General features: G+C 51.7%; 24 protein-coding genes and 2 tRNA genes. 15 read left to right on the top strand and 11 right to left on the bottom strand.

Features of this window, described 5'->3' with window-relative positions; all coding sequences use genetic code 11:
• Positions 1-2: 2 nt before the first annotated feature.
• From BLP47_RS05455 to BLP47_RS05445, 3 genes are all read right to left on the bottom strand, one after another.
• Entirely contained in the window at positions 3-1,457 is a 1,455-nt protein-coding gene (locus tag BLP47_RS05455; protein WP_157671527.1) for a hypothetical protein, read from the bottom strand.
• A 23-nt stretch (positions 1,458-1,480) separates the two neighbouring features.
• Positions 1,481-1,553: transfer RNA gene (locus tag BLP47_RS05450), tRNA-Val, on the bottom strand.
• A 46-nt stretch (positions 1,554-1,599) separates the two neighbouring features.
• A complete protein-coding gene (locus tag BLP47_RS05445) occupies positions 1,600-2,058 on the bottom strand; it encodes a peroxiredoxin (RefSeq protein ID WP_091851226.1) in 459 nt (152 codons plus the stop codon).
• Between the two features lie 115 nt (positions 2,059-2,173).
• Here BLP47_RS05445 and aceE point away from each other — a divergent pair, with 115 nt between their 5' ends.
• From aceE to fabF, 6 genes are read left to right on the top strand one after another with little or no spacing between them, the layout of a single operon-like run.
• Complete coding sequence (gene aceE, locus BLP47_RS05440; protein ID WP_091851223.1) at positions 2,174-4,897, top strand: pyruvate dehydrogenase (acetyl-transferring), homodimeric type; 2,724 nt, start codon at positions 2,174-2,176, stop codon at positions 4,895-4,897.
• Positions 4,884-6,044, top strand: a complete 1,161-nt coding sequence (locus tag BLP47_RS05435) for a CdaR family transcriptional regulator (RefSeq protein WP_249883287.1) — start codon at positions 4,884-4,886, stop codon at positions 6,042-6,044. The genes aceE and BLP47_RS05435 overlap by 14 nt, the downstream gene beginning before the upstream one ends.
• A 10-nt stretch (positions 6,045-6,054) precedes the next feature.
• A complete protein-coding gene (locus BLP47_RS05430; protein ID WP_091851220.1) occupies positions 6,055-6,942 on the top strand; it encodes an ACP S-malonyltransferase in 888 nt (295 codons plus the stop codon).
• On the top strand, positions 6,939-7,937 hold the full coding sequence (locus tag BLP47_RS05425) for a beta-ketoacyl-ACP synthase III (protein ID WP_091851215.1): 999 nt from the start codon (positions 6,939-6,941) through the stop codon (positions 7,935-7,937). The genes BLP47_RS05430 and BLP47_RS05425 overlap by 4 nt, the downstream gene beginning before the upstream one ends.
• Before the next feature lie 37 nt (positions 7,938-7,974).
• On the top strand, positions 7,975-8,223 hold the full coding sequence (locus BLP47_RS05420; protein WP_091851212.1) for an acyl carrier protein: 249 nt from the start codon (positions 7,975-7,977) through the stop codon (positions 8,221-8,223).
• 4 nt (positions 8,224-8,227) lie between these two features.
• Positions 8,228-9,460, top strand: a complete 1,233-nt coding sequence (gene fabF, locus BLP47_RS05415; RefSeq protein WP_091851207.1) for a beta-ketoacyl-ACP synthase II — start codon at positions 8,228-8,230, stop codon at positions 9,458-9,460.
• Here the strand turns inward: fabF and BLP47_RS05410 are convergent.
• Positions 9,457-9,921 (bottom strand): DUF3145 family protein, encoded by a 465-nt coding sequence (locus BLP47_RS05410; RefSeq protein ID WP_157671525.1) that lies wholly within the window; start codon positions 9,919-9,921, stop codon positions 9,457-9,459. The two genes, fabF and BLP47_RS05410, sit on opposite strands and share 4 nt — an antisense overlap.
• Before the next feature lie 119 nt (positions 9,922-10,040).
• Between BLP47_RS05410 and BLP47_RS05405 the strand changes: the two genes are divergently transcribed.
• The 5 genes from BLP47_RS05405 to BLP47_RS05385 all read left to right on the top strand — a co-directional run bounded on the left by BLP47_RS05405 (position 10,041) and on the right by BLP47_RS05385 (position 15,117).
• Positions 10,041-10,640, top strand: coding sequence for a thymidine kinase (locus tag BLP47_RS05405; protein ID WP_091852986.1), 600 nt, complete (start codon positions 10,041-10,043; stop codon positions 10,638-10,640).
• 174 nt (positions 10,641-10,814) lie between these two features.
• Positions 10,815-12,107, top strand: coding sequence for a hemolysin family protein (locus BLP47_RS05400; RefSeq protein ID WP_091851201.1), 1,293 nt, complete (start codon positions 10,815-10,817; stop codon positions 12,105-12,107).
• Positions 12,108-12,239: 132 nt separating this feature from the next.
• On the top strand, positions 12,240-13,109 hold the full coding sequence (locus BLP47_RS05395; RefSeq protein ID WP_091851198.1) for a DUF6671 family protein: 870 nt from the start codon (positions 12,240-12,242) through the stop codon (positions 13,107-13,109).
• Positions 13,110-13,289: 180 nt separating this feature from the next.
• Positions 13,290-14,738, top strand: a complete 1,449-nt coding sequence (locus tag BLP47_RS05390; protein ID WP_091851195.1) for an NADP-dependent isocitrate dehydrogenase — start codon at positions 13,290-13,292, stop codon at positions 14,736-14,738.
• A gap of 43 nt (positions 14,739-14,781) precedes the next feature.
• The gene (locus BLP47_RS05385) at positions 14,782-15,117 is read left to right on the top strand and encodes an AsnC family transcriptional regulator (RefSeq protein ID WP_091851192.1); all 336 of its coding nucleotides are present in this window, start codon (positions 14,782-14,784) and stop codon (positions 15,115-15,117) included.
• On the opposite strand, the gene BLP47_RS05380 is transcribed toward BLP47_RS05385, so the two are convergent.
• The 7 genes from BLP47_RS05380 to BLP47_RS05350 all read right to left on the bottom strand — a co-directional run bounded on the left by BLP47_RS05380 (position 15,114) and on the right by BLP47_RS05350 (position 21,401).
• Positions 15,114-15,899, bottom strand: coding sequence for a UbiA family prenyltransferase (locus tag BLP47_RS05380; protein ID WP_157671524.1), 786 nt, complete (start codon positions 15,897-15,899; stop codon positions 15,114-15,116). The genes BLP47_RS05385 and BLP47_RS05380 overlap by 4 nt on opposite strands.
• 45 nt (positions 15,900-15,944) lie before the next feature.
• Positions 15,945-16,988: an NAD(P)/FAD-dependent oxidoreductase gene (locus tag BLP47_RS05375; protein ID WP_091851186.1), complete on the bottom strand. Its 1,044-nt coding sequence runs from the start codon at positions 16,986-16,988 to the stop codon at positions 15,945-15,947.
• On the bottom strand, positions 16,985-17,521 hold the full coding sequence (locus BLP47_RS05370; protein WP_172807178.1) for an isoprenylcysteine carboxyl methyltransferase family protein: 537 nt from the start codon (positions 17,519-17,521) through the stop codon (positions 16,985-16,987). Before BLP47_RS05370 ends, BLP47_RS05375 begins: the two co-directional genes overlap by 4 nt.
• On the bottom strand, positions 17,518-18,570 hold the full coding sequence (locus tag BLP47_RS05365; protein ID WP_091851183.1) for a type III polyketide synthase: 1,053 nt from the start codon (positions 18,568-18,570) through the stop codon (positions 17,518-17,520). Before BLP47_RS05365 ends, BLP47_RS05370 begins: the two co-directional genes overlap by 4 nt.
• 87 nt (positions 18,571-18,657) lie before the next feature.
• Positions 18,658-19,695, bottom strand: a complete 1,038-nt coding sequence (locus BLP47_RS05360; protein ID WP_197672367.1) for a sodium-dependent bicarbonate transport family permease — start codon at positions 19,693-19,695, stop codon at positions 18,658-18,660.
• A gap of 422 nt (positions 19,696-20,117) precedes the next feature.
• A tRNA-Ile gene (locus tag BLP47_RS05355) sits at positions 20,118-20,191 on the bottom strand.
• Positions 20,192-20,390: 199 nt separating this feature from the next.
• Positions 20,391-21,401 (bottom strand): LacI family DNA-binding transcriptional regulator, encoded by a 1,011-nt coding sequence (locus BLP47_RS05350; protein WP_157671523.1) that lies wholly within the window; start codon positions 21,399-21,401, stop codon positions 20,391-20,393.
• Positions 21,402-21,534: 133 nt separating this feature from the next.
• Between BLP47_RS05350 and BLP47_RS05345 the strand changes: the two genes are divergently transcribed.
• The 4 genes from BLP47_RS05345 to BLP47_RS05330 all read left to right on the top strand — a co-directional run bounded on the left by BLP47_RS05345 (position 21,535) and on the right by BLP47_RS05330 (position 25,347).
• Entirely contained in the window at positions 21,535-22,512 is a 978-nt protein-coding gene (locus tag BLP47_RS05345; RefSeq protein ID WP_197672366.1) for a substrate-binding domain-containing protein, read from the top strand.
• Between the two features lie 80 nt (positions 22,513-22,592).
• Positions 22,593-23,303, top strand: a complete 711-nt coding sequence (locus tag BLP47_RS05340; RefSeq protein WP_091852979.1) for an ATP-binding cassette domain-containing protein — start codon at positions 22,593-22,595, stop codon at positions 23,301-23,303.
• Positions 23,304-23,305: 2 nt separating this feature from the next.
• The gene (locus BLP47_RS05335) at positions 23,306-24,310 is read left to right on the top strand and encodes an ABC transporter permease (RefSeq protein WP_091851177.1); all 1,005 of its coding nucleotides are present in this window, start codon (positions 23,306-23,308) and stop codon (positions 24,308-24,310) included.
• Positions 24,307-25,347, top strand: coding sequence for a phosphotriesterase (locus tag BLP47_RS05330; RefSeq protein WP_091851174.1), 1,041 nt, complete (start codon positions 24,307-24,309; stop codon positions 25,345-25,347). Before BLP47_RS05335 ends, BLP47_RS05330 begins: the two co-directional genes overlap by 4 nt.
• Position 25,348: the final 1 nt, after the last annotated feature.

Genomic DNA, 25,348 nt, shown 5'->3' with positions numbered 1-25,348 from the left:
GGCTATCCGTTGCGTGATTCTAGGTTTTTGATATCGCGATCTTGGCCAATGACAACTGGTATTCGAATTAGCCCGAACACGATCCCGAAGAGCAAACCTGAGAAAAATGCGAGCTCCAAGGGCGAAAACCTTAGACCCGAGGACCAAAGCTGCTGGAGTCCAGGAACACCGGCTAGGGCCGCAACGGCCAGCGCTAACCAAGACCAAACCTGGAACCCCGAGTAAAAGCCATGACCATTATTTAGCGAATCCACGTGAAGCGAGGACCTTCTAGAGAATTGGTCAAAAATGATGAGCACCGCAGCGCAACTCAGCATGGCGACTATCGGAGCTAATAAATAGTCTCCGAGATTTGCAAGGAGCGGCCCTAGCAAAAAGGCTGCTCCCACGCAGCGACCGAGCCCCTTTCCTGCCAAATCGAAACCACTCAGTGCTAAAAGCAAGAGCAAGGACAAAATTGCGGTCAACTCGAGGAATTGCCAAGCAGGTTGTGTGACACCCGCTAAAAACCCGAGTGCGAGAACCGAAAAGACGATTGAACTCAGGGCTGAAAAGCTTAGGGTTGAGGCGGTTTCTTGTTCATGAGGTTCGCCGAACACGATAACTAAGGAACTGGTAACCCCGATTGCGACAGCAGCCCAAATAGAATTTGGCGTCAATCCCGAATCCAAAGCGGGAAGCTGGTAACTCACATTGGTTGCAGCCCAGCCGATGCCGATAAACAGCACGATTCCGGGGAGGACCTTTTTGAAACCGGCGGAGCTGAATTGCGTGAGGATGAAAATTGCTAAGCCAAGAATCAATAGGTCGGCTCGGAACTCGGGAAGCTGAAAACGGCTATCCAGAGCGTCTGACTGGAACACGTACCCGGTGCTGTAAAGAACAGAGATCATTCCAATAATAAGCCCCGAGGACCAATAGACACCAAGCCCCCCGAATACAGAGGCTGAGCGTAATAGTGGATGCAACTTATGGGTTTTGGTAATGAGGGCTATTAGGTGTGCCGCGATTACCCCAACTGCAATTGCGATTATCGAGTCGATGGCGCTGAGCTCTAGCCAACTTAGTATCGAGAGGTTAATCAGAGCGAGGGTAAGACTTGTGATCAGTGTCCTGATATAGAAAAATACCGAACCACGACCCCTTTTCCTCTGGCGCTTGGTTACAACGGTCTTGAACTCCGGGGCGAGCGACGCTTCTGGTTCGCCCTTTGAATCACTTGGAGCGGCTGGGAATAGATCAACAACGAAAATACTGATTGCTCGAATTGCTTCAGCTGACCCATCAGCCTTGAGGTCTGCTATCCAGCCCTCTAGAGCATCTGCATCTTCCAATCGAAGTTTTTGTTGTTCGAGTAATAGAGCTGAGGAAGCTGCAATCCGAGAACTGAGTGCCTTGATGGCCTTATCTAGTTCGGATTCACTGAGCGCTTTGCGCTGAGGCGGCTGAAATTTCAACGTCTCCTCACAAGGTGTTGGAGTGGGCCCTACCGGGCTCGAACCGATGACATCCACGGTGTAAACGTGGCGCTCTACCAACTGAGCTAAAGGCCCCTAGTTTTACTTAGGGAGGTGCTCAAATCATACAGTTAAAAACTAGCTAAATCAGCTCGAGTGCTTTTTCATAGTCGGAAAGTTTCCTCGCCTCACCCACGGGGACAGCGAATTTGGCCAAGACAGCCCCGTTGATATCGATCACAAACGTGGCGCGGGACGCATGCCCAGATTTATCAAGAAACACTTCGTACTCACGAGCCACCTGACCGTGCGGCCAAAAATCGGCCAAAACACTGAATTGATAGCCCTCTTGTTTTGCAAACTTCGATTGGACAAATTTCGAATCAATCGAAATCGCCAACAACTCGACATTGGGGCGCTCGAACAATGAGATGTTGTCGCGCAGCTCGCATAGCTCACCGCTACAGGTGCCACTAAATGCGAAGGGGAAAAACACTAGAACCACGGGCTTGTGACCCCTGAAGCTCGATAGAACCACTTCTTCACCGTGCTGATTAATGAGACCGAAATCAGGAGCTTGGTCCCCAACAAAAGCGCTCATATTGTTCCCTTCAAGAGTGTTTAGAGCCTAAGTGACAAACTCTTTGGGCAATGTCAATAGACTTGAGTAGCCCCAACAGGGCAATTTTATTTGCAGCCACGAAAAGAGGCTTTCAGTGTCCTTCAACGACCAAGAAGCATTTGCACCCGCTCGCCAAGACAGCGATCCACAAGAAACCGCAGAATGGCTTGAATCGCTAGATGCACTAGCCAAAGTGCATGGCCGCGGTCGGGCTCGGGAAATTATGCTTTCTCTTCTTCGTAGATCTCATGACCTGCAGCTAAACGTTCCCCTAGTTCCGACCACCGATTACATCAATACCATTTCTCCCGAGGATGAGCCGGAGTTTCCCGGAGATGAGGCCACTGAGCGGACTTATCGTGCCTGGATGCGTTGGAACGCAGCAATTATGGTTCACCGAGCGCAACGCCCAGGGGTATCGGTTGGTGGACACATTTCCTCATACGCTTCTTCTGCCTCCCTTTACGAAGTCGGCTTCAACCACTTTTTCAAGGGCCACGATCACCCTGGTGGAGCGGATCAAATCTTTATTCAAGGGCACGCCTCCCCTGGGCCATACGCCCGAGCGTTCTTAGAGGGACGACTTTCGGCCGAGGACCTCGATGGGTTCCGACAGGAAAAGTCACACGCCGGGCACGCTTTGCCCAGTTACCCGCACCCGAGGTTGCTGCCAGAGTTTTGGCAGTTCCCCACGGTCTCAATGGGACTGGGGCCAATCAACGCCATCTATCAAGCTCAATTTAACCGCTACCTATCGGGCCGCGGCTTCAAGGACACCAGCGAACAGCATGTTTGGGCCTTTTTGGGTGATGGTGAAATGGATGAGGTCGAGTCTCGCGGGGCATTGCAGTTAGCTGCCAATGACAATCTTGACAACTTGACGTTTGTTGTGAATGCCAACCTTCAGCGTTTGGACGGTCCAGTTCGCGGAAACGGAAAGATCATTCAGGAGCTCGAATCTTTCTTCCGAGGCGCTGGCTGGAATGTTATCAAGGTGGTTTGGGGTCGCGAGTGGGATGCCCTTCTAGGCAGTGACCACGATGGTGCACTTGTGGATCTGATGAACCACACACCGGATGGCGATTACCAGACCTATAAGGCAGAATCGGGCGGGTTCATCAGGGAGAACTTCTTTGGTCGCGATGAGCGCACTGCGAAGCTCGTAAAGGACCTGTCAGATGAACAAATTTGGGGCCTGAAGCGCGGTGGGCACGACTATCGAAAGATCTACGCGGCCTATAAGGCCGCAATGAACCACAAGGGTCAACCGACCGTGATCATCGCAAAAACCGTGAAAGGTTACGGTCTCGGGAAAAGCTTTGAAGCGCGCAATGCGACGCATCAGATGAAAAAGATGACGCTGGATAACCTAAAGATGTTTAGGGATGAGCTGAGAATCCCCATTTCCGACTCGCAGCTTGAGGCCGACCCGTACCAGCCTCCCTATTACAACCCGGGCTCCGACGCCCCAGAGATTCAATACATGCACGAAAAAAGACGAGAACTTGGAGGCTACCTCCCAGAACGGAGAACCGACTTCGTATCGTTCGCACTACCGGAAGAAAAGGCCTATGCGGCGCCGAAGGCGGGTTCTGGTAACCAGCAAATAGCGACAACGATGGCTTTTGTAAGAATGCTGAAGGACCTGCTGCGCTCTGAAGGAACTGGGCCACGCATCCAGATGATCATTCCAGATGAGGCGCGCACCTTTGGTATGGACGCCTTTTTCCCGACGGCCAAAATCTACAACCCAAGCGGTCAAAACTACATGTCGGTAGACCGTGAGCTTTTGTTGAGCTATAAGGAAGCTACCAACGGTCAGATTCTTCACACCGGAATCAACGAGGCTGGCTCCGTAGCCGCCTTCACTGCCTCGGGATCTAGCTATGCCACCCATGGCCAGCCAATAATCCCGTTCTACGTTTTTTACTCAATGTTTGGCTTCCAGCGAACCGCAGATGCGATTTGGCTGGCGGGCGATCAGATGGTTCGAGGCTTCATGATTGGAGCCACGGCAGGTAGGACGACACTAACCGGCGAGGGTCTGCAACACGCCGACGGTCACTCGCACGTCATTGCCAGCACCAACCCCGCCGTGCTCTCCTATGACCCGGCATATGGTTATGAAATAGCTCACATCGTGCGCTCCGGTATCGAAAGGATGTACGGCGGTCAGCATCTGGAACCTAACGTGATGTATTACCTCACCGTCTACAACGAGCCGATGCTGCAACCCGCTGAGCCTGAGAATGTTGATGTGGATGGCATCGTGCGAGGGATACACCAGCTGAGTAAAAACAGCACTCAGGGTCACAAGGCCCAGATCCTCGCATCTGGAGTGGCGGTGCCTTGGGCTTTTGAAGCCCAGCACCTCCTGATGGAATGGGGAGTCTCGGCTGATGTTTGGTCAGTCACCAGCTGGACGGAACTGCGTCGCGATGGCCTAAAGGTTCAGGAAGCTAAATTCCTATACCCAGATCAGGACCCTGCGATGCCGTATGTTACCCAGAAGCTCGCAGACGCCTCGGGTCCGGTGATTGGGGTCAGCGACTTCATGCACTCAGTTCCCGACATGATTCGCCCCTTTATTTCGGGAGACTACGCAACACTTGGAGCCGATGGCTTCGGATTCTCCGACACTAGGGCGGCGGCTCGTAGGTTCTTCAAGATTGACGGGCCATCGATCGCGGTTCGAGTGCTCGAGCAGTTAGTGGCTCAGGGGAAAATTGACCAGAGCATTCCCCAACAGGCAATTGATAAGTATCGTTTGCACGACGTGAACGCTGGAACATCTGGAACGGCCGGTGGCGACTCCTAAGCACCTTGCCTGGCTGCAATCCATAGCCGGCGAGTTGGCGACCGCGACGGTCAGCAAGCTCGAGCACACCCTGGATTGGTATTCCAAGATGCCTCCGGCCCGAAGAGCAGCCGTTGGCACGGTTGCGCAGAATGGCATCACAAGCTTCATCGATTGGTATCAAGACCCGAATTCTCAACCCTGGGCAGCAGCCGATGTCTTTGGCAGTGCTCCAAGTGAATTACTGCGCTCAATTTCGCTTCAAGAGACTTTGCAAGTGATTAGGGTTGCAGTCGAAATGGTGGAGGAGCTTGTTGTAAAGGAACACCCCGACCTAACCGACGCGGTGCTTCGTTATTCCAGGGACTTGGCTTTTGGTGCTGCCGACATCTATGCCAAGGCGGCCGAAGCCAGGGGTCTGTGGGACGCGAGGTTGGAGGCGCTAGTCGTGGATTCGATAATCAGCGGCGAGACTTCACAGGAGATTAGCTCGCGGGTGGCCGCTCTAGGCTGGCGGGCCGATGGCCAAGTCGCTGTGATGCTCGGTGTGGCCCTGAGCGACAACGACCCCGATGCAATGAGAAAAGCGGCAAGAAAGTCCAACTCAGATCTGATGATCGGAATTCAGGGCCGCAGGCAGGTGGCAGTGATTGGGCTTGCCAAGCCAACCAGCGACCCGAATCCAGCGATACTGGCAACCGCCATGGCGCTAGAGCCCTATTTTGGGCCGGGAGCGCTGATATTGGGCCCAACGGTGCAGGCAGTCGCAGACGCACAGCGAAGCGCCAAAGCGGCCCTGTCGGCTAACGCTGTAGCGCAAGCAAGTAGTTCCAATTCCAGACCAATATTGGCGGATGAATTGCTGCCGGAACGGGCATTGGCAGGTGACTCACTGGCAAAGACAACCCTGATTCAGGCTTATTACTCCCCCCTTGCAAACTCCTCCCAGGAACTGTTGCAGACACTTCGCAAATACTTAGAATGTGGCAGGTCCCTAGAGGCCACCTCCAAAGTACTTTTTGTCCACGCCAACACCGTCAGATACCGTCTCAAACGCGTTTTTGAAGAGGTAAACGCTGACCCGACAGATGCTAGAACTGCTTTTGTCCTTCAAGTAGCCATCACACTGGGGGCCATAAGTGATCAAGAATCTGGCACGAGACGGTAGTTTATAAAGAATGAAGATTGTGCTTTGTCCAGGTCAGGGTTCGCAAACCGTCGGGATGTTTGTGCCATGGATCGAACAGGTGCCTGGCTTCGAAGCAAAAATCAAGGAACTGGCTGCCGCAAGCGGCAAAGACCTCATCCACTTGGGAACCCTCGCCGATGAGGAGACCATTCGCGATACCGCCAATGCCCAGCCTCTAATTGTGGCGTTCTCAATCGCAGCTTTTCGAACGGCCGTCACCGACAATTTTGACGCGGTTGCTGGGCACTCAGTCGGGGAATTTGCAGCTGCCGCGATTGCCGGTGTCCTGTCTGATACCGAAGCAATGCGACTTGTAGCAGTAAGGGCCGAGGCGATGGCTAATGAATCGCGCCAGATTGAAACCTCGATGGCGGCGGTGATTGGTGGCGACCCAGAAGAGGTTGAAAGGGTCATTCTTCGAGCTGGGCTGAGTATCGCGAACTACAACGGTGCCGGCCAAGTTGTGGCTGCCGGCACAAAAGAGCGAATATCGAATCTAGTTGGGACAGACATCCCCAAAGCCCGGGTCATTGAACTTAAGGTGGCCGGAGCATTTCACACAAGCTTCATGCAGCCGGCGATAGAGAAACTCAAAGTGGCGAGCCAGCAGATACTTCCCAAGGATCCGACCAAGATCTTGTGGTCGAACTTCGATGGTCGTGCGCTGGATTCGGGAATTGCTTTTTTAGATTCGCTCATTGAGCAAGTTGCGAGGCCTGTGCGTTGGGACCTTTGCATGCAAAACTTTTCGGGGGCCGAGACTCTAGAACTGCCCCCAGCCGGAGCGCTATCAGGATTGGTAAAACGTGGGGCGGATAACGTGGGCACATTGGCGCTCAAGCTCCCAAGCGATGTTCTAAAGATTGGAAACAGATGAAAACGCTAAACCAAACTCAGCAGCGCGAATTCACAAGAATCTTTTCTCTTGGGGCGTCTAGAGGGTCACTCACTGTGACAAACCAAGACATTGCTGGACCGATAGATTCATCTGATGAGTGGATTAGGCAGCGCACTGGAATAGTCACACGCAAAAGAGCCGGTGCAGGGCAGTCGCTCATGGACATGGCTACCGAGGCGAGTGAGGAGGCCATCGCCAAGGCGGGTATTGACCCAGCTGAAATCGGGGCGGTCATTCTTGCGACCATAACTTTCCCCTTCCAGACACCATCCGGGGCGTCGCTGCTATCTGCCAAAGTCGGCGCCGTCAATGCCGCCGCTTACGACATCTCTGCCGCTTGCGCGGGGTACTGCTACGGCATAGCTCAAGCAGATGCCCTCATTCGATCCGGAGTGGCAAAGTATGTTTTGGTAGTCGGAGGCGAAAAGCTCTCGGACTTTATAGAACCAACCGATCGATCAATCAGCTTTTTACTAGGAGATGGTGCTGGAGCCGCGATTGTTGGCCCCTCGGACCACCCGGGAATATCGAAGAGCGTCTGGGGAGCCGATGGTAGCAATTGGGATAAGGTCGGCATGACCGGATCGTTGATTGATTATAGGGACGGAAAAATAGCATGGCCGACTCTTGTTCAGGAGGGCCAATCGGTATTTCGATGGGCAGTCTGGGAAATGGCAAAAGTCGCCAAGCAAGCACTTTTAGAGGCCGGACTAGAACCGAAAGACCTGGCTGCACTAGTCACTCATCAAGCGAACATTAGAATCATCGACGAGCTGGCGAAACAGCTGGAACTGCCCGACTCTGTGGTAATCGCAAGGGACATAATTGATACTGGAAACACCTCTGCAGCGAGTATCCCCTTGGCAATGCACAGGCTTTTGAGCGAAGGCTTGGTTGCCAAAGGCGGATACGCACTACAAATTGGTTTCGGCGCAGGGCTCGCCTTCGCCGCCCAAGTCATAGAACTACCCTAAAATAAGCGAGCATTCAAAACCCCAAATAGGAGACACCATGGCATTATCACAGCAGGAAGTATTAGCTGGACTAGCAGAACTAGTAAACGACGAGACTGGGATTGCCGCCGACGCCGTCCAGATGGAAAAATCCTTCACGGATGACCTAGACATCGACTCGATCTCGATGATGACCATCGTTGTTAACGCCGAGGATAAATTCGGAGTCAAGATTCCAGACGAGAACGTCAAAGATCTAATAACAGTGGCCGACGCAGTTAACTTCATCACCTCAGCGCAGGACTAATAAAATGCGTCGCGTCGTTGTCACAGGCTTAGGGGCATCAACTCCCCTGGGAGGCGATGTCGCGACAAGCTGGGCTGCCCTATTGGCGGGCGAAAGCGGAGTCAGCACCCTGGAGCAAGACTGGGTGGCTAGATACGAACTTCCAGTCACGTTCGCAGGTCAAGCCAAAATAAAGGCAACCGAGTTACTAACCCCTCAAGAAGCCAAGAGACTCGACCCCTCCAGCCAATTTGCTTTGGTTGCAGCTCGGGAGGCATGGGCAGATGCTGGCAGCCCAAAAGTCGAACCCGAAAGATTAGCGGTTGATTTCGCCACTGGAATTGGTGGAGTCTGGACACTACTGGACGCCTTCGACACGCTAAAAGAAAGAGGCCCCCGTCGTGTGCTGCCAATGACGGTGCCGATGCTGATGCCCAATGGGCCGGCGGCGGCGATTGGCATGGATCTTCATGCCCGGGCCGGAGTACACACGGCAGTAAGTGCCTGCGCATCAGGTAATGAAGCAATTGCTAACGCCTTTCACAGGATTGCTCGCGGCGAGGCCGATGTTGTGGTCGCCGGAGGGGCAGAGGCCGCCATTCACCCCTTGCCAATTGCCTCATTTGCCGCGATGCACGCTTTGAGCCGAAGAAATGATGACCCGCAATCAGCATCTCGCCCCTACGACCTAAATCGCGATGGCTTTGTGATGGGAGAGGGTGCGGGAGCGCTAGTTTTAGAGACTCTCGAGAGCGCCCAGGCGCGTGGCGCAAAGATTTACTGTGAGATTGTAGGGGGCTCCGTCACAAGCGACGCCTTCCACATAACGGCGCCAGACCCGGAGGGTTCGGGAGCAGCCCGCGCAATATTGATGGCCTTAGAGCAGGCAGATTCTAAACCCAGCGATGTTGAGCACGTAAACGCCCACGCAACCTCCACCCCAGTCGGGGACATCGCTGAATACACGGCAATAAAACGCGCTTTCCAAGACCACACTGACAATCTGGTGGTTTCCGCGACTAAGTCCGCCACCGGGCATCTGCTTGGAGGTGCTGGCGCAATTGAGGCGATTTTCACAATCTTGGCGCTCACTCAACAACGGGTCACACCAACAATAAACTTGGATTCTCAGGACCCAGCCATCCCATTGAACGTGCCCACTCAGATCACAAACCTATCAAGACCAGATGCTCTCGCGATCTCAAACAGCTTTGGATTCGGCGGCCATAATGCCGTGCTGGCATTCAGGAATATCTAGACGGCCTTAGTTAGATTAATTAGCTCCTCGGAAACCCTGCGATAGGGCTCAAGAAGATCGTTCCAAGAAGTGCCCAGGAGTCTTCTCAGACCCCTATTGAAGTCCACTACGCTGCCGCGGCACTGCATCATAAGATGCTCCATAGCCCCGCCACGCAGAAGTATTTCCCCCGCTTCGTCAAGCTCTAGTCGAATAATGCCGAGCGCTCGATGATGGAGGTAGCGGATCGAGCCAGGTCTAGAGAAAATTTCGACCTCGAAGTTTGCGCCAGTTTTTGCTAAATCAGACACCAACTCTGCCCAACCCTGCTCGGAGAGTTTTAGCGATAATTTAAATTGATAGCAAAAGACATCCAGTGGCTGCACTCGCCAATTGACGCGCGAAAAATCAGCTCCAAGAAGTTCTTGAACATTCTTGCAGCTTGCCTCTTGGGCACTTAGCACCCACAACTCGCCATTCAACGCTGAGCCTCCGATTCAGTTGCGTCTTCCCCAACGTCCTGAATCGGTATCTAAAACCTAACTTTTTCTACCCTGGTTGTCAAAGAATTGGTGGCAGAATGGCGGTAATCTTGCGTCATATGAGCAAACTATATTTTCGTTACGGCGCAATGAACTCCGGTAAATCCACCTCTTTACTTCAGGCCGCGTTCAATTACGAAGAGCGTTCACAACATGTCTTATTAGCCAAGCCGAGTGTCGACTCAAAGGGTGATGTGGCAATTGTGAGTCGACTGGGGGTTTCCAGGAACGTAGATTTTCTTATTTCGCCGAAGCAAAACCTGCGAACGGTGTTCGCGCAAGAGTCAGCCGAGTTTGAGCTAGAGAATGGCCAGCGGGTGGCGTGCCTGTTGCTTGACGAAGCACAATTTCTAACCGCCGAGCAGGTGGACCAGGCCCTTGAGATAGCAGTACTTGACGGAGTTCCAGTCCTCGCCTATGGCATCAGAACAGACTTTAGGACCATCAGTTTTCCAGGAAGCAAACGTCTTTTGGAGATTGCGCATAGCCTCGAGGAGCTAAAGACAATATGTCGGTGCGGTCGCAAGGCCATGTTTAACGGTCGATTGGTAAACGGCGAATTTACATTCTCTGGAGAGCAGGTAGCCATCGATGGCGATCAGGTTACCTACGAATCTCTTTGCGCCAATTGTTATTTGGAAAAACTTCACGGCGAGTAAAAACGCAATGCTGAGCAAGAGCCGCGCCTTCGTAGGCGCGTAGCTTGCAGCCACGATTACCACTTCGGAGGTCATTGAGCGATGGTCTAAATTTGCTCTTAACATGAAACTCTCAGCACTGATTACTAGGTTGTTGAATTCAAGAAGCCCACCGCATGGTGGAGAAAGTGGCTCGTGGAAATCCCGCTTCTGCTTGTCCTTATCCTCACAAACGCGATGTTGGCGATGTCAGAGGTAGCCCTACTGACCTCCAAAAGATCCAAGCTAGCTAGTATGGCCGCGCAGGGCAAGAAATCAGCCGCGCTAGCCCTTCGAATGACCGAGAAGCCCACCGAATTTTTATCGGCAATTCAAATAGGCATAACTTCGATCGGCCTATTCAGCGGAATTGTCGGTGAATCAGTATTCGCCCAGCCACTATCTGTCTGGTTCCAAGAGCTGGGGCTAAGCGTCGCATTTTCCGATATATCCTCCACCGTTTTAGTGGTTCTCATTGTCACCTACGTTTCGATAACCATTGGAGAGCTGGTTCCCAAACGAATTGGTCAAACCCGGCCTGAGGCTATTGCCTCATTAATGAGTCCACCGTTACTTCTGATTTCCAAAATAGCAAAGCCGTTTGTATTTGCCTTGAGTGTCACCACAAATTCCATTCTGAAGCTTTTCGGCGTCGATAAACACGTGCCGGCCACTGTTACCGAAGAGGAAATTGAAGCAATCCTCGAAGAAGGATCCCTGGCCGGCCTGATTGAAGCGCAGGAAAGAACGATTGTAAGAAACGTCTTCCGGCTCGATGAGCGAAGGCTGGGCTCACTAATGGTGCCAAGGTCGGAAATCGTGTTTGTCGATCTGGCTTCGCCAGAAAAAGACAATCTCAACCTCATTGCAGAATCCCCTCACTCCAAAATTCCAGTTTGCGATGGAGGCTTGGAAAACATCGTCGGAGTGCTTAGCGCGAAGGCGGCCCTGGCAGCTGTGGCTCGCGGGGCTCAGCTAAGCCTGACACAAAACCTAGAAACAGCGATCTTTTTGCCCGAGACTCTCACCGGTATGGGTCTACTCGACGAATTTAGGCTTTCCAGGAAAAACATCGCCTTTGTCGTCAATGAGTACGGCGGACTTGAGGGCTTAGTCACGCTCCAGGACATCCTCGATTCTCTAGTTGGAGACATGGGCGAAGATGGCGGAGAAGAGTTTGAGGCAGTTCAGCGAACCGATGGTTCCTGGCTGTTGGATGGTTCACTGGCAATTCCCGAGTTCAAGGATTCACTCGGGCTAATGAGCGTTCCGCAAGAAGAGGAATGGAAGTACCACACTCTCAGTGGCCTCATACTGCTCTTGCTGGGAAGATTACCCTCCCCGGGAGACTACGTGGTTTGGGAGTCCTGGCGACTCGAAGTAGTAGACATGGACGGCAGAAGAATCGACAAAGTGTTAGCTATTAGGATATTGCCGAACCTGCTTTAGTCAATTCAGGACCTTGGTTTCTGCCATTTTCGCGAGGGTTCTAAATCTTTGGGCGTTTCACCAAGGGCTCATATCGTTGAACACATTGGCGGAAAGATCAGAGCTGAGCCGATAAAAAAAGGGGGGGTGTAAATGTCAGGAAATCTAGCTAAAAACCAAAGTCATCCCTATTTTAATCGGAACGCAGTGCTGACCACCAAGCATCATAAGCTTGGGATGATTGCCCCAGCTTTCTCGGAGGTATTGGGGATCGAATTATTCGATTTCCCAGCCGATACTGACCTGCTTGGAACATTTAGCGGCGAGGTGGACAGAAAGTTACCCCCCAAACAAACCGCAATCCAAAAAGCAAAAATAGGTATGAGGGAGCTTGGCATACCCCTTGGAGTTGCCTCTGAAGGATCTGTTGGAATGGATCCTGCAATGCCCTTTGCTAACTCCAACACCGAACTCATTGTTCTAGTGGATGACCAAAGACAGATAGAAATCTTTGAGAGTTACCGCTCATTCGACATCGCAGCCATCAAGGAAAGTGTCGACCCTAAGCAAAACCTCGACGAGATTTTGCTTAGAGCCGGATTCCCCAACCACAAACTCATCGCCTCTTCGAACCAAAGCCAGAATCCTAGCTTCACCAAGGGCATTGGCAGTTTGTTAGAACTCCGAGATTCGATTCAAAAATACGCTGATCTTTCAGAGGATGGCCTAGCTCTAATTCAATCCGACCTGAGGGCGCACTGCTCACCCACACGGGCACAGAACATTAGAGCAGCAGCCAACTTGCTAGCGGCAAGGATAGCGAGACTGTGCTCGCTTTGTGACACACCCGGCTGGGGGAAAGTTAGCTCTGAGCACGGATTGGACTGCGCTCAGTGTGGAATGTTTGTCCCTAATACCCCCAGGTACGAAGTGTTCGGCTGCGTCAAGTGCGAACATACTGAATTTGGTCCGCAGCTTAGAAAAAAAGCAGACCCAGCAACGTGCCCAAACTGCAATCCCTAGCTGGAAAATTTCCTAAATCGGCCTAAATGTATTCGGTAGCGCGAGTAGCTCCCATGCCAAGCAGATCTTTTAACATCAAGCAAGGGACGTGACGGTGACATTTGAACCTGGTAACCACCGATTGCCAAGAGTTTCTTCAATTGCTGATACCTGTAAAATAATTCATGTAAAGTGTTGCTTATGATAAATAACCTGAATTCAAAAAGAACAGTCACAGTTATCGAAGGGGATGGCGTTGGGCCTGAAATAACCTCCCTCACCATTGACCTCATGCGCGCCAGTGGCGCAATGTTCGATGTTGAACTAGCTGAAGCGGGCGAAGTGGCGTTTACCAAAGGCATAGCAGGTGGCGTTCCTCAAGACACTCTGGATTCAGTTTCGAGAAACAAGGTAGTCCTCAAGGGGCCATTGGCAACGCCCATTGGAGAAGGTGGCAAGAGTGCCAACGTTACGCTTCGGAAAACTTTCGAAATGTTTGCCAACATCAGGCCAGCCCGCGAGCTACCCGGTATTCCTAGCCCCTTTTCGGGAAGAGGCATTGACCTCGTGATTATTCGAGAGAACGTGGAGGATCTCTACGCCGGAATAGAGCATATGCAAACACCCAACGTCGCTCAATGCCTAAAGCTCATCTCAAGAGTTGGTAGCGCCAGAATAGCTGAGGCAGCGTTTGCATTTGCCCTATCGCAGGGCAGAAGTTCGGTTGTGGTTGCTACTAAGGCCAACATTATGAAGTTGACCGAGGGGCTCTTTAAATCCGAGTTTGAAAGAATCGCGAAGGGGTATCCAAACATCGAGTCCTCCCACATACTCATAGACAATTGCGCCCATCAACTGGTAATGAAACCAGAAGATTTTGACGTGATTGTAACCACCAACATGAACGGTGATATTCTCAGCGACTTAGCCAGCGGCTTGGTGGGAGGACTCGGATTTTCCCCTTCGGCTAACCTGGGCTATGAGGTAGCAATGTTCGAGGCGGTCCACGGCACGGCCCCAGACATTGCCGGTAAAAACAAAGCTAATCCAACCGCCATGATTCTTTCAGGCGTGATGCTGCTGAGGCACATTGAGGAATTTACGGCCGCCGACAAACTGGAGCAAGCATTGCTCCTGACTCTTGAGGATGGCATCCACACATTTGATGTGCCCGGAACTGGTGCGGTTGGAACGCTAGAGTTTTCGGAGGCAATAAAGCTGCGCCTCGGATCGCTCTCCAGCTACCCAACTAAGACACACAGCCCGCTAGCGATGAAAAAGCTCTGGCCAGAGGATGTGGATGTCACTCCCCCATCTCGGTCCAAGGATGGCCTTGATGTTTTGATTGAAACAAACGAGGAGGCCCAAGTAGTGGCGCAGAAAATCCAGGCTGCTCTGAGGGACGATAACTTCAGGCTAACTATGATTTCGAACCGTGGAACTAGGGTTTGGCCCGGCGCTCCAAGCAATGCAACGCAGGTTGATCACTATCGCTGTCGCTTTCTAGCTACTAAGAAATCCCGATGGAGCGATGAAACGGTATCGCGATTGCTTGCACAAATCGGCGGGGTCTACCGCTGGATGCACATTGAAAAACTAGAGTCTTATCACGACAAGCCGCAGTATTCAAAGGCTCAAGGGGAAGATTGATGCCCCTTGTATCCGCACCGGATCGATAAGTAAGGAGATATGCATGACGCCTCAGGACGGCCAAACCGCAAGAAGATGGACTTTACTGACCAACCATGCGCGACTACTTCTTCTAATAGCTAGAGAGCCCGGCACAAAGATCAAAGATTTGGCACTTGCGGCCTCGGTGACCGAACGCACAGCCCAGTCAATAGTGAGTGATTTGGAACTAGCAGGTTATGTCTCTAAGCAGAAAATGGGCAGGCAAAATAGTTATACCGTGCATCGCGAATTACCCTTTCGCCACCCAGCTGAGTCAGACCACAGCGTCGGGGAGTTGATTGAAATCTTCTTAACCTTGACCAAGAGCCAGGACGGTAAAAAAACACTACTGGACTAGAGAGACCCGGTTCCCAACATCAGAAGAATAACGTTTACCAGGGATGCCAAGATGAGAAGCGGGAAAACAATCCTGGGCGGCTCAGGCCTCAAAGATAAGATGCTCGCAGTACCCGCGAGTGCAACGGTCAGAATCAAGCCGATTAAACCAGTTGTCGACTCTAAATTACTTGCCTGAGTCACGACGATTAGGCTCGCTGCTAAGGCCGTGACGGCGATAATTATCGCCGAGAGGCGCTGTCCGAGAATATGCGGCAAGGCCCTCACTCCCGTCGCCTTATCATCGAGCAGATCCGGCAATGCGTTCGCAAAGTGAGCGGACACTCCAAGGAGTGAAGCCACCAGAACTATCCAAGCTGGTGGGAAAATCGGCTCGGTCATAGCAAGAGTCACAAAGACGGGCAGAATTCCAAATCCCACAGCATAGGGCGCAACCGAGAGCCAGTTCGATTTCAAGCCGAGGTTATATGACCACCCGACGGCAAGCATAAATATCATCCACGCCCCCTCCGGGGCGCCGAGCAAAAGAGCAATCAATAAAGCAGCTAATCCGGAAATAAATGAGGAGTTTCGCACTAAGGAGCTTGAGATTTCGCCCTTCGCAACCGGCTTATCCTTGCGACCGACCGCTTTATCGCGCTTCAGATCAAGCCAGTCGTTAGATAGGCCCACAGAGAGCTGTTGAAGCAAAACTGCAAGACCCGCTAGCGCAGATTTACCGACCGGTAGGCCGATACCCAGGCCAAACAAAAAGGCAAATCCTGCCACTGATAGCGAAGGCATCGGATGGCTGGATCTAAAAAGTGAAATCAACCTAGGCATGAGGAACTAGCGCGCCAACCGATTGACTATGAAGCCAAATAATGACGGAAATCGACTCGCCAATGGAACTATGGCCATTCGAAGGGGTGAATTTGCGAGTGTTATCAAGCCCCGAGTCAACACCCTAAAGTCTCGACTAACTTGTCGCCAGCGAAGCTCATACATTTGTGGTTGGCCCAAAACAATGCATTCGACCGCGGCCCTAGCCTGAGCAAAGCCAAGCCTAAGACCCTCCCCCGTTATCGCGTCAACATACCCGGAGGCATCTCCGACTAAAAGCACTCTCCCCTTAGTTCGAGCGGCCGTGAGTTGTGGAAAGGAGCCTGCGCCACTTCGCTGAGAGCTCGGGGCTGCCCCTTCTAACCTCGCAGCCAATTCGGGAAGGCTCGCTATTGTTGCCTCGAAGTCCGTGGCCCTTGGCCCCAGAACTGCGACTCCAACCTGATCGTTGGACACGGGTGTGATGTAAACCTCAGCGTATTTTGTGTAATAAACCTCAATGAATTCCGACCAGGGCGCAATCTGAAAGTGTTGCCGAATGCCATATCTTTTTGTCCTGCCGACTGATACTTCTCGAAATAAGCCAGCCTGCCGCGAAACCGTGGAATGAAGACCATCAGCACCAATCAGGTAATCCCCTCGAATTGACTCGCCACCTTGACAATCCACGACAACGTGCTTTTCATGGGAACGAAGGGTCTGAAGTGAGTCCTCGACAAAAATCACCCCTAGTTCATTAGCACGTGATCGAAGCGCATCGTGAAGAATCGTTCTTCGCATGCCCATTCCAGATCCTGAGGAGAAACGGTGCGTGACCGAATGATCCCCGCTTCGATAGGTGACTCCAACCAAGTCGCGCCCCACCGGGGTCACGCCCAGACGTTCCAGTAGGGGTAACGCCCCAGGCATTAGCCCTTCACCGCAAGCCTTGTCTACGGTGCCCGCTCTTTGTTCGATAATCCCGGCAGATAGCCCGCTGAGCCGAGCTTCTATCGCAGCCGCCATACCTACAGGCCCACCGCCAATAACTAGAACATTAAAAGTTCTCATAACAGGGCCTTCAAAGCTCGATTTTCGGTTGGAATTCGGAAACCCAGAAGCAGAATTGCGTTCAGAATGGTGAACACAATGGCGGTAATCCAAGCCGAGTGAACCAGCGGCAAAACGATCCCCTCAACCGCAACTATCCAGTAATTGGGATGTTTCAACCAGGAAAAGGCATAAGGGCCTCGCGTAACGCGCTTGGCACCTGGGATGACTATTACTCTGGTGTTCCATTGAGTGCCCAAGGCCCAAATGACCCAATAACGGGCGGCCTGACACAAAAGCGCCAAGCATAAGATTATCCAGCCAACGCTTCCTAGAAATGGCCGGTTCAAAACCAGCACCTCAACAATGGCACCTAGGAGCATTCCAACGTGAAGAATTATCATGAAGGGCAAGTGACCCCGACCGTACTCAATGGCCCCCAACGCAAATGCGAGTTTCGCGTTTCTCTTTGATACCACTAGCTCGTAAATTCTCTCCCCACCGGTAGCCAGAATCAATAGAACAAAAAGTAAGACGCTAATCGAGAGAATCATGACCACTCCAATAAAACCAATTCGACTGTCACGCCAGGACCTAGGGCAAATAGCAGCCCCTTGGATTTGCTTGGTTGAGTGAACATTTCCGACAGCACATGTAACACCGCGGCAGAGGACATATTACCCGCCCGCTTCATGACCCCCCAGCTGGCCGATAACTCATCATTTTCAAGACCAAGGGCGCTGGTGAAACCATCGAGGATCTTCGGACCACCCGGGTGCGCCACCCAAACATCCACCTCAGCCCTAGAAGATCCGCTTGCGGCTAAAAAAGCATCGACGTCCCGGGCAAAATTCTGCCCAATTATCTCAGGCACCCCGGCTTCTAGCATTAGCGACATCCCGGAGGTTCCTATCTGCCAGCCAATCATCTGCTCGGTGTCGGGGTAGAGGATACTGCGAGACGCACTTACGCCAATCCCGTTACTTGCCAGCGGGTGATCTTCGCCCACCATCACAACCGTTGCCGCGCCGTCCCCAAAGATTCCTGTACCGACAAAATTGGCCATCGAGCGATCTTGCCACTGAATCGTTAAAGAGCAGAGTTCGACCGAGACGACTAAAGCAATCTCGGTTGGGTGCCCCCTAAGGTAATCGGCAACTCGCGCAATTCCCGCGGCTCCCCCAGCGCACCCAAGACCAAAACTCGGTATGCGCTTTAGGTCGGATCTAAAGCCCAATTGAGAAGCAAGCAATACATCTAAGGACGGCGCGCCGACGCCAGTAACCGTCGTAAAGAATAGGTAATCGACTTGTTTGGCTTCTAGCCCCGCCTTGCTCAGGGCGCTTTGGGTTGCTTGCGCGGCAAGTGCAAGTGCATGCTCAGTAAAGAGCCCGTTGCTTTTAGAGAAGCTATCAACGCTCACATAATCTTGAATTGGCATCACAAAATGGCGTTGCTCAATCTTCGTGGCTTCGTGAATCCGGCTGAGCACTGCCCTGGCGGAATCCGATTTTGCTAGCTGACTTGCCAGCACCTCGGTTACTTCAGATTGATCATGAACATAGGCAGGAAGCGCCGTACCGATTTCTATGATCACTGCCACTGATTCAATCTCCCAACGATTAACCTAAATTCTAACCGAAGGGCACGAATAATTTAGAAGGAAGGCAGTTGCGGGACTTTCAACCAGCTATCCAAGAATCAGTTGAGCGGCAGCGTAGTAGAGCGGTATCCCGAAAATAATGTTGAAAGGAAAAGTTATGGCCAACGACATGGTGAAATATCGACTCGGTCGCGCCTCGGGGATGGCGTATCTCAAGACCGCAGGAACCACGATATAACTACCACTAGCGCCAAGCACCGCTAGCAGCGTGGCATCTCCGACGCTAAAGCCTAATAGCGCACTTAGTCCCAAAGCCAAAGACGCACCAACCAGCGGAGCCACGATTCCAAAACCAATCAAAAACGGACCCACATCTCTTACTTGTCGCAATTGACGAGCCACCAGTAGACCCATGTCTAAGAGAAAAAATGCCAGCACACCCTTAAAAAGGTCCACCACAAAAGGCGCCATGGTCTCCCCGCCTACCGGACCACTCAGGGCTCCCACCACTACGCTCCCTATCAGTAGAAGGTGAGCACCGTCAGTGAAGGCTTCATGGAGTACAGATTTGATTGACAGGGCCTTGCCGCTTCCTGGCTGTCCATCCGTGGTCGGAGTCTTATTGAAGTGATCGTCACGAAGGGCGCCCGTTTCGGCAGGAGCGCGGTTGCGAACCCAGGTTGCAAGTAGTACCGCCATGATTATGGCGGGAGACTCCATCACTACCAATGCAATGGTCAGATACCCACCTGCCGCATCGCCTTGGCTAACCAAGAATTGTGAGGCTGTAACAAAAGTCACTGCGCTCACAGATCCATAGGTTGCCGCGATCGCTGCGGCATCAAAGTGGTTAACTTTGCGTCTTAGAATTGGAAACAAAATGGCTGGCATGGCGATTGCGAGCACTAGTGACACGCCTACAACCTTCAGGCCATCACCACCCAGACCCGCTTGATTCAAGGCCTGGCCGCCCTTGAAGCCAATTGCCATTAGGAGGTAAAGGGATAGGAACTTTGTCACAGGTGCTGGAATCTCCAGGTTCGATCGAATCGTTCCGATTAGCACCCCAACTGCGAAAAAGAGGATCGCCGGGTCAGTCAGATTCTGCAGTATGTCGCTGTCCATGTCGTTACTCCCTAGTGATCTATCTTGGGAAGTATAATACATGTAATTTAGTTCGTGTTTGTCAATACACATCCGAAATGTCTTGCAATTGCCGTCCTTCAAATTTATCCAGCAACAGGCTTCTACTTCTTTAAGTAGCCAGCTTCATTGGGACCTTTGGGCATGAAAGAGCTTCAAGCTCTGAAGATCCATTTCTGAGGCGATTAGAAATTCCGGCAATCGCTAATCCGGGTCTTACCCAATTGCAATGGGCAGCCTCTCCTATCCGCGGTCCATCCGAACCCTAGGTGCCAGGGGGATTAATAACCACAAATTGAAACTAATAATTAGTCCACCACCGCCCGAATAAATGACCAAGACTTTGGCTCTTTAGGTCTAGTCAACAGCTAGTTAGTCCTCAGCGACTAGAGACATTACTTGAGTGGGGCGTGCGGGACTTGAACCCGCGACCGACGGATTATGAGTCCGCTGCTCTAACCAGCTGAGCTAACGCCCCGACATACGACTTACTCTCAAAAAAACACATGAGTTACTGCTCACTCAAAATAGTAACGTCAATCAACCCTAAACTTCGTCACGGGACGATGAAAAAACAAAGTCACCTGTTCCATTGGATAAAAATACGCAGCCTTGGATACTTTTGGCTAGCCATTAGTTACAAAACATTTAGAGTCAAAAAAATTTCCAATCTCGAATCAGATTATTGGACTTGACTCACGAACCACCAGCGCGGGCTTGAACAACCCGAGGGCGCCAATTTCTTTTGAGGATTGAGATGCGAGAATAATCTCACCAATCGCCGAGGTCATTTCTGCAATTGGTTGTCTCACAGTCGTGAGTGTTGGGTGGGCTAGGAATGAGACTCCAACATCATCGAATCCGACGACTCTGAAATCCTCCGGGACAGAACGACCCATAGAAATCAGCATGGAGCTTACCCCAAGGGCGATAACGTCCGCAGCGCAGGCGATAAAGCCTCGACTATGACCTTCGGACAGTATCTGCCTTGCAGCTTCCTGGCCCCAGGAAAATCCAAAATTTCCATCCCGAAAATCGGAGTCGGGCATGAAATCCATGAAGGCCGAACTTCGTTCACGACCTGAGGAGGAAGATTGTCCTCCACCCACGAAGAACACCTTTTCCGGAAATGCTTGTTCATGCTCAGCGATGTGTTCGGCAACTAGTTTCATGCCAAAGCGGTTATCACATCCGACGAAGGGGACGTTGGACCCGGGAACAAATCTGTCAAATTGAATCGTGGGCACCAAGCGACTTGCCTTTTCTAAGGCGGCACGACTTTCCTTTTCGTCGTGTGGAATCAAAACAATTCCATCGACTTGACGCCCAAGAAAAGACTGCACTGCGCGCAACTCTTGCCCAACGTCATTATCGGCACTGGCAATGAGCACGTCTACTTCAGATTGAGCGAAGCTTCGGCTAATGTTTTGCGCCAGGGATGAAAAGAAAGGGTTTTCCAGATCGGGTATGACCAATCCGAATGTTGAAGTCCGCTTTTTCCTAAGAGCTCTGCCAACGAGATTCACCTGATATCCGAGAGTTTCAGCAGAATCAAGAACCCGAGCCTTTAGCTCATCAGACATCTGCCGATTTCCACTGAGGGCTCTGGATACGCTTGCAATAGAGACACCTGCGTGCCTGGCGACATCATGCCCCGTCACGCCAGGCGAACCTTCATTTTCACTCACCACAACTTCTCCTTGTTTCCAAAATGTTATCTCGGGATGTCATTTTTAACCTCCCACAACACCTCATTAATGCTTAGATTACCAAGTTCAGGTAAACGATTACCAATATCTACTCAATCAATCAGGAGGAAAAATGACACGCACAGGAAAAGCGCTGGGTGGCATCGTCGCCGCTGCAGCTCTTACACTGGGACTCGCAGGATGCGCTGCAGGCACTAGCGAAACACCAACTGCGGACGAGGGCGCTACACCAGCGGAATCAGCCATCGAATGCTCGATTGGAATGGTGCAGATCAATCAAGCTGCCGCATTCTTCACGGAAATGAATAAGGGTGCCGAGGAGGCAGCCGCCGCCGCGGGCTGCGAGCTCACCATCTCAAACGCAAACAACGACTCAGCTAAACAGGCCAGCGACATTGAAAACTTCGTCACTCAAGGAGTTACTGGGCTTATCGTGGTAGCAATTGACGTGAACGCGGTCCTACCGGCAATTAGGTCCGCAATAGACGCCGGCATCAAGGTGGTCGCAATCGACTCCTCTCTAGAAGATGGATACTTTGACACTTTTGTTGGTGTGGACAATGCAGTCGCTGGAGCGGTTATTGGCCAGTGGGCAATTGACAATGGTTACGCAGATGGGAGCTACGGTGTAGTTGGGGCGAAGAACTCGTTCATTCAAAACCAACGAGAAGACTCATTCCGAGCATCGATTGATGCGGCAGGTGCAGTATTCACACAGAGCGTTTCTGGCGACAATGTGCAAGAACAAGCAGCTGATGCAGCCACAAACTTGGTAACTGCACAGCCTGGCTTGAACTTCATTTACACCACTGGTGAGCCCGCTACCGTGGGCGTAGTAGCCGCACTGGGTGCCAACTCCAATACCAAGGTGATTGGCTGGGACCTAACCGCAGAGGTAATAGCCGGGCTTGATTCCGGGACGGTTGTTGGCGTAGTTCAACAAGATCCATATCAAGAAGGCATTGAAGGAGTGAATGAAATTTTCGCACTGCTCAATGGGGCAATTGCGAAGGGTTTCATTGACGTCCCAATTGCCGTTGTCACAACCGAGAATGTCGAGCCTTACCGCGCGATTTTCCCAGCTGGATAATTACAACCAATCTGACAGTTAGATAGCAGAAAAGAGAACGTGACTCCGTGATAAAAACTTCAACTACTCCACGAGTAGAAATGACAGATATTAGAAAAAGCTTCGGCGCTATTGAGGCTTTGCGTGGGGTCACGTTCTCGGTTCAACCCGGTGAGGTGGTAGGACTGGTCGGAGACAACGGGGCAGGAAAATCAACCCTGATGAAGATGCTGGCCGGGGCAGAAGTCCCCGACTCCGGACAAATGCTGGTTGACGGGGTCCGCTTCGACAAAGTGGGGCCCAAAGAGGCTAGAAATCTTGGCATTGAAATGGTGTACCAGGATCTCGCCCTTTGCAACGACATTGACGTTGCCGGGAATCTGTTTCTTGGAAGAGAAATTTACCACCCAGTCACAAGAAGAATGGATCACAAGCGCATGCACGCTGAGGCCCTAGAGCACTTGGAACGCCTGCACATTAGAGTCAAAAGAACAAACCAGCTAGTGGGCACTTTGTCCGGCGGGCAGAGGCAAGCGATAGCGATAGCCCGTGCCGTTACATTTGATCCCAAAGTTCTGGTTCTTGATGAACCAACGGCCGCACTGGCAGCTAAGGAGGTAGAGACTGTTCTGCAGCTAGTTCGTGACATTTCAGCTCGTGGAGTCGGAGTGATTTTGATCACCCATAGACTTCAAGACCTTTTCGAGGTTGCGGACCGCCTAGTCGTTCTTTATGAGGGCCAAGTTTGGAAAGAATTGATTCCTAAGGAAACCAATCTCACTGGTCTTGTAAACGCAATGATGGGAAACTAAAAATGGCAGATAAAGATCCTTCGAGGACCGATGGCCGCAAAACGCACGGATCTCCAGCATTCGAATTTTTCACCAAGTACTTCAATATAATTTCCATTATGGGAGTCTTTGTTCTCCTTTTTGCTTTTTTCAGCATTCAAGCCGACTCCTTTTTGACAGCAGAAAATTTAGTAAACGTGGGCCGCCAGATAGCACCGACAATCATCGTGGCGACCATGATGACCCTAGTTATCACTACTGGACAGATCGACCTATCTGTGGGGTCGATTATTGGATTGACAGCTTCGGCGCTCGCCATACTGATACAAACTGGTAGCCCAATATTCGGTGTAGTTGCAGCCCTGATAATTGCAGTAGCAGCAGGGGCAATCCAAGGACTTCTGGCTTCTTACGGAAAACTTCCCGCTTTTATAGTTACCCTTGCGGGGCTTATCGCGCTGAGGGGTGTCGCCCTATTAATAACTCAGGGCTACAGCACGCCAATAACGGTTGACTGGATCTTATGGCTTGGTCAGGGTGAGTTCCTCGGAATTTACATGCCTACGTGGATTGCTCTGGCAACAGTAATTTTTGGCTGGTATTTGTTTACGCAGACTAGGTTTGGTCGCTACGTAGTCGCGTCCGGGTCTAATGCCGAAGCTCTTCGGCGCTCGGGAGTGAATGTTAAACGAATACTCGCAACCACACTCGTTCTCACTGGGTTATTCGCCGGTATTGCCGGGGTTCTAATCGCAGCTCGCCTGGCTACTGGCTCCTCTAACTCAGGCACACTCTTCGAGCTTGAAGTTATTACCGCAGTGGTTCTGGGAGGCACCAGCCTCTTGGGAGGAAAAGGTTCTGTTGTCGGAACACTGATTGGGGCTCTAACTTTGGGCATCATTGCAAACGGACTGGTTTTGCTCAGAGTTGATGTGTTCTGGGTGCCTATAACACAGGGTGTTATTTTGATTGTCGCAATGTTGTTGAATCAAAGTGCAGTCGACAGATTTAGCAAGAGGAAAGCGTGACAATCGTAAGGTCGGTCACTGGAGACGTAGATTCTGCTGATCTTGGGATTTGCCTCCCACACGAGCACATTCTCAATGACGTCAGGTCCTGGTGGTCTCCAACCAGCCAGATTGGTGTGGATAGCGAGTGGTTCAAAAACGCGGCAGTTTCCCACGAGATTTCATGGGAACTGAAGCAGGACCCTTTCGGGAATTTATCTAATTGCGTGATGGATGATTCCGAGCTTGCAATCAGAGAACTAAAGATGTTCGAAAGCCTTGGGGGGGTGAGCGTCCTTGAGGCAACCTCGGTTAGCATCGGTAGGGATTTGCCGAGACTTCGGGACATAAGCGTCGCCACTGGTCTGACGATAATAGCGGGTACGGGTTTTTATCTAGACAGCTCTCAGCCCGAGAAGATTAAACGCATGTCCCGCGAAGAAATAGCTGACATCATGCGGCTGGATCTCGAGATCGGCGTTGACGGGGTTCGTCCAGGATTCATCGGAGAAATCGGCGTAAGCGCTGATTTCACGGATGCTGAACGCCGCAGCCTTGAAGCTGCCTGCATGGTGCAATTGGAGGCGAAGCTTCCCATGCAAGTTCACCTACCGGGTTGGTTTAGATTGGGGCATCAAGTGCTTGACGTCTGCGAGGGCATGGGCGTTAATCCTGAGTCAGTTGTGCTTTGTCACATGGGGCCCTCCGGCTCTGATGCTAAATACCAGCTCTCTCTAGCCCGACGAGGCGCATGGATTCAGTACGACATGGTGGGAATGGAACTTTACTATGCCGATCAATCGGTGCAGTGCCCTTCCGACGAAGAAAATGCACTCAACATATTGGGCCTTAGCGACGCTGGACACGCAAACCAGATTCTGATATCGCAAGATATCTTTCTTAAGTCACTTTTGCGCTCAAACGGTGGGCCGGGTTTTTCTCACATATTGCAGTACTTCGTGCCACGACTAATCCGACATGGCGCGTCAAATGACCTAATTCAACAATTTCTAGTGACCAATCCACGAACAATGTTCGAGAAAGCAAAAGGAGAATGAA

The organism is Candidatus Aquiluna sp. UB-MaderosW2red (assembly GCF_900100865.1).
GTDB lineage: Bacteria > Actinomycetota > Actinomycetes > Actinomycetales > Microbacteriaceae > Aquiluna.
This window is presented reverse-complemented; position numbering and strand designations above follow the sequence as displayed.

Coding starts and splice junctions, on each gene's coding strand:
- BLP47_RS05420 (WP_091851212.1), top strand. CDS start 7,975: ATGGCATTATCACAGCAGGAAGTATTAGCTGGACTAGCAGAACTAGTA.
- BLP47_RS05380 (WP_157671524.1), bottom strand. CDS start 15,899: ATGCCTTCGCTATCAGTGGCAGGATTTGCCTTTTTGTTTGGCCTGGGT.
- BLP47_RS05390 (WP_091851195.1), top strand. CDS start 13,290: ATGATAAATAACCTGAATTCAAAAAGAACAGTCACAGTTATCGAAGGG.
- BLP47_RS05340 (WP_091852979.1), top strand. CDS start 22,593: ATGACAGATATTAGAAAAAGCTTCGGCGCTATTGAGGCTTTGCGTGGG.
- fabF (WP_091851207.1), top strand. CDS start 8,228: ATGCGTCGCGTCGTTGTCACAGGCTTAGGGGCATCAACTCCCCTGGGA.
- BLP47_RS05385 (WP_091851192.1), top strand. CDS start 14,782: ATGACGCCTCAGGACGGCCAAACCGCAAGAAGATGGACTTTACTGACC.
- BLP47_RS05345 (WP_197672366.1), top strand. CDS start 21,535: ATGACACGCACAGGAAAAGCGCTGGGTGGCATCGTCGCCGCTGCAGCT.
- BLP47_RS05405 (WP_091852986.1), top strand. CDS start 10,041: ATGAGCAAACTATATTTTCGTTACGGCGCAATGAACTCCGGTAAATCC.
- BLP47_RS05430 (WP_091851220.1), top strand. CDS start 6,055: ATGAAGATTGTGCTTTGTCCAGGTCAGGGTTCGCAAACCGTCGGGATG.
- BLP47_RS05395 (WP_091851198.1), top strand. CDS start 12,240: ATGTCAGGAAATCTAGCTAAAAACCAAAGTCATCCCTATTTTAATCGG.
- BLP47_RS05375 (WP_091851186.1), bottom strand. CDS start 16,988: ATGAGAACTTTTAATGTTCTAGTTATTGGCGGTGGGCCTGTAGGTATG.
- BLP47_RS05335 (WP_091851177.1), top strand. CDS start 23,306: ATGGCAGATAAAGATCCTTCGAGGACCGATGGCCGCAAAACGCACGGA.
- BLP47_RS05425 (WP_091851215.1), top strand. CDS start 6,939: ATGAAAACGCTAAACCAAACTCAGCAGCGCGAATTCACAAGAATCTTT.
- BLP47_RS05370 (WP_172807178.1), bottom strand. CDS start 17,521: ATGATTCTCTCGATTAGCGTCTTACTTTTTGTTCTATTGATTCTGGCT.
- BLP47_RS05360 (WP_197672367.1), bottom strand. CDS start 19,695: ATGGACAGCGACATACTGCAGAATCTGACTGACCCGGCGATCCTCTTT.
- BLP47_RS05445 (WP_091851226.1), bottom strand. CDS start 2,058: ATGAGCGCTTTTGTTGGGGACCAAGCTCCTGATTTCGGTCTCATTAAT.